The organism is Streptomyces torulosus (assembly GCF_001419765.1).
GTDB classification, from domain to species: Bacteria; Actinomycetota; Actinomycetes; order Streptomycetales; family Streptomycetaceae; genus Streptomyces; species Streptomyces torulosus.
In genome coordinates, this window is the sequence record NZ_LIRK01000698.1 from 1 (window position 1) to 3186 (window position 3186).

At 72.7% G+C, this 3186-nt stretch carries 3 protein-coding genes and 1 pseudogene; all 4 read right to left on the reverse strand.

The window, feature by feature from the left end; translation table 11 throughout:
- Positions 1-378, reverse strand: a pseudogene (locus AOK23_RS37745) (alpha/beta hydrolase); the annotation flags it as partial.
- A gap of 76 nt (positions 379-454) precedes the next feature.
- The gene (locus AOK23_RS37750) at positions 455-871 is read right to left on the reverse strand and encodes a RidA family protein (protein WP_055716988.1); all 417 of its coding nucleotides are present in this window, start codon (positions 869-871) and stop codon (positions 455-457) included.
- Positions 871-2136 carry an ATP-grasp domain-containing protein gene (locus AOK23_RS37755; RefSeq protein ID WP_055716989.1) on the reverse strand — a complete coding sequence of 422 codons (1266 nt, stop codon included), beginning with the start codon at positions 2134-2136 and terminating at the stop codon, positions 871-873. The genes AOK23_RS37750 and AOK23_RS37755 overlap by 1 nt, the downstream gene beginning before the upstream one ends.
- Before the next feature lie 75 nt (positions 2137-2211).
- Positions 2212-3186, reverse strand: a 975-nt coding sequence (locus AOK23_RS37760; protein ID WP_107102968.1) for a cytochrome P450, incomplete at its 5' end; no start/stop codon positions are given.

The following is a 3186-nucleotide window of genomic DNA, read 5'->3' on the forward strand; positions in this document are numbered from 1 at the left end:
GGCGGCGGCATGGTCGCCGGCCAGCTCCGTGCTGCGGTGGCTGCCGGCGACCATGCCGCCGCCGTGGGTGTGGTAGACCGCCGGGCACGGGCCGGTCGTGGCCGTGGGGCGGCAGATCAGCAGGGGCACGTCCGGGGCGCCGGGCGGTCCGGGGACGGTGCGCTCCTCGATGGTGAACCGTCCGTCGCGGCGGATCTCCTCGTCGGTGAGTCGGCCCGTGGCCGACCTTCGGCGCCGGTCCGCGACGAGGTCGGCCGTCAGGGGCATCGGCAGGGCGTCGAGGATCGTGGCGAGCGGAGCCGCCAACTCCCGGTCGAAGGGCGGTGGTTCCGAGTGCCCGGCGAGAGGGCCGGGGGGCTGTGGCGAGGTGGTGGTCATGGTGCTCCCAGGAGTACGCGGGGAACCGGAGGACGAGTGCGGCGCCCGAGTGGGTTGGGCGAGTGGGGCTGATCGGTCAGGTGGCGGAGTCCTCGGGGACCAAGGCCAACGCGTCGACCTCGAGGAGCAGGTCGGGGCGGTAGAGGGCCACGACCTGGACCACCGTGCTCGCCGGAGGCCGTTCCGTGTCGATGAACTCGTCGCGCACCGCCAGGACGGCCGGCACATGGGCGATGTCCGTGACGTAGTAGGTGAGTTTGATGACGTCGTCGAAGGTGAGGCCGGCCGCGGCCAGGCAGCCGCGCATGTTGCGGAAGATCTGCCGGGTCTGCGCGGCCGGGTCGCCCGTGCCGACGAACTCCCCCTTCTCGTCGAACGGCATCTGGCCGGCGACGGCGGCGAGCCGGCCCGGCCCGGTCACCACATGGGTGTAGCCGTCGCTGGGGGCGACGCCCGCCGGGGCGGAGATGTGGGTGAGTGTGCGGGTCGTCATCAGAAGGCTCCCTGTGTCGTGGGCGGTTCTCCCTGCCCGGGTGTCACCTCGGTGCGGGCCGCGAACCAGTGCGCGAGGTCCCGCAGTCGCCGCCCCGTCTCCTCCGGGTCCCGGCCGGCGACGACGGCGGTGCCGACGAACGCGCAGGACGCCTCCCTGCCGCTGATCAGCGTGTCGCCGGGCCGGGCGGTGAGCGCGACATGGTGGACGCCCTCGCGTGCGGCCACCTCCGCCGCGCCGGGGAAGGACCGCAGGGTGCCCGCGTCGGCGGCCAGGAAGACGTCGCCGTACCACTGGTCGGCCGGTTCCGGGGTCACCGACGGCGCCAGGCCGAGGACGGCCCTCGCCCACTCCTCGTGGAGGTCCACGCCGTGCTGGAGGCGGATCATCTCGTCGAACGTGCCGCCGGGGACACGGCCCCCGCACTCGCCGAAGACGAGGCGGTCGCCCTGTTCGAAGACCTCCATGTGGAACACGCCGTCGTGGTGCCCGAGCGCCTTCATGGCCTGCTCGGCCACGGCGTGCGCCCGCTCGTAGAGGTCGGCCCGCTGCGCGGGGTGCTCCATGACGGAGGCCACGATGCCGCCGTCCCTGATGGCGAGCACGTTCTGCGCGTACCGGCCGACCGAGGTGAACACCACCTGGCCGCCGCGGACCACTCCGTCGACGTGCAGTTCCGCGCCGTCGACCCACTCCTCGGCGAGCCATGGCCCGAGAGCGCCCGACTCCCCCAACCGCTCCGCGAGAGCGCGGCGTTCGTCGGCGTCGTGCCAGGCGTGGACACCGCGGGTGGCGGAGTTCGCGAGGGGCTTGAGCACACCGCGCGGGTGGGGGAAGTCGGCCAGTTGGCGGGCGTGGACGACGGGGCGGGAGTCCGCGACGGGGATGCCCGCCGCGCGGATCCGGCGTTTCTGCAGGTCCTTGTCGCGCAGCGCCAGGGCGTCCTGCGGTGTGGTCCCGCTGCGACGGCCGCCCACGACGGCGGCGTTGACCAGCGTGAACTCGAACTGGCTGCACACGACGTCGAAGTCATGGACGGACAGGTCGAAGCGTTCGAGGGCGGCCAGGGTCTCCTCGGTGCTCGACGGGTCCCGTACGGGCACCGTGTGCGCGTCGTCGAGCAGCAGGGTCCGTGCGTCGGTGTCGTCGCTCGTGGCGAGGACACAGGTCACCTCGGCGCCGAGGCGTCGCAGGGCCTTGATGGCGTCGGGCCGCCAGCCGATCAGCAGGGTCCGGCGCCCCCGTGTCGTGGGACCGGTTTCCATGTCACCGTGTCGCATGTGTCTCCTGGTGTTTCGCGGTGTGTCCCGGTGGTTCCCGGAGTTCGTTGCGCCGCGCGCTCATCGCGGGCCGGGGCCGGCGGTGGTGCGGCTCGTGGGGGTGAGGTGTACGGGCAGGGTGGCCGGGCCGTTGACGGCGTTCGACCGCACGCGGGTCACGGGGCCGGCCTGCTCGATCGCGTCGGTGGAGTCGAGCAGTTCGGTGAACAGGGCCCGCATCTCGGCTCGGGCGAGGGTGCTGCCGATGCAGAAGTGCTCGCCGGAGGCCAGCGCGATGTGCCGGTTGGGGCGGCGGGCGATGTCGAAGCGGTACGGGTCGTCGAAGACGTCCTCGTCGCGGTTGGCGGAGGGCAGCCACAGCACGACCCGGTCGCCCGCGTCGACGCGCTGCCCGCCCACGGTGACCGGGCGGGTGGCGGTGCGCATGCTGTGCGTGGCGCTGGAGGTCCAGCGCACGATCTCCTCCACGGCGCCCGGCAGCAGTGCGCGGTCCTGACGCAGCCGCTGCCACTGGTCGGGGTGCTGGAGGAAGGCGAGCATGCCGCCGATGAGGGCGAGCCGCCCGTTCTCCGTGGCTCCGATGAGGTTCTCGCAGTTCAGGAGGATCTCGTGCTCGGACAGCAGCTCGCCGTGCACGGTTCCGTTGACCAGGGAACTCACCAGGTCGTCGGTCGGCTCGGCCATCCTCGCGTACACCAACTCCATGAAGTACTCCATGAGTCGGGGGTGCGCCGCGAGTGAGGTGTGGGCCGCGAAGGCCTCGTCTGTCCAGCGGTGGATGTCGGCGTGGTCCTCCTCGGGGATGCCGATGACGCCGGAGATGACGGAGAGGGACAGCCGCCCGGCGAGATCGACGAAGTCGACGGTGCCCTGTTCGAGTCCCTGGGCGACGACCCTGCGCGCGGTGGCACGGACGGTCTCCTCCAGGCCGCGCACCGCCCGGGTGCTGAACCAGTCCGCCATGAGGGAGCGCAGCTCCTTGTGGCGCGGCGGGCTCACCCTCGCCCTGTCGGACCCGCCGCGCCCAAAGGAGCT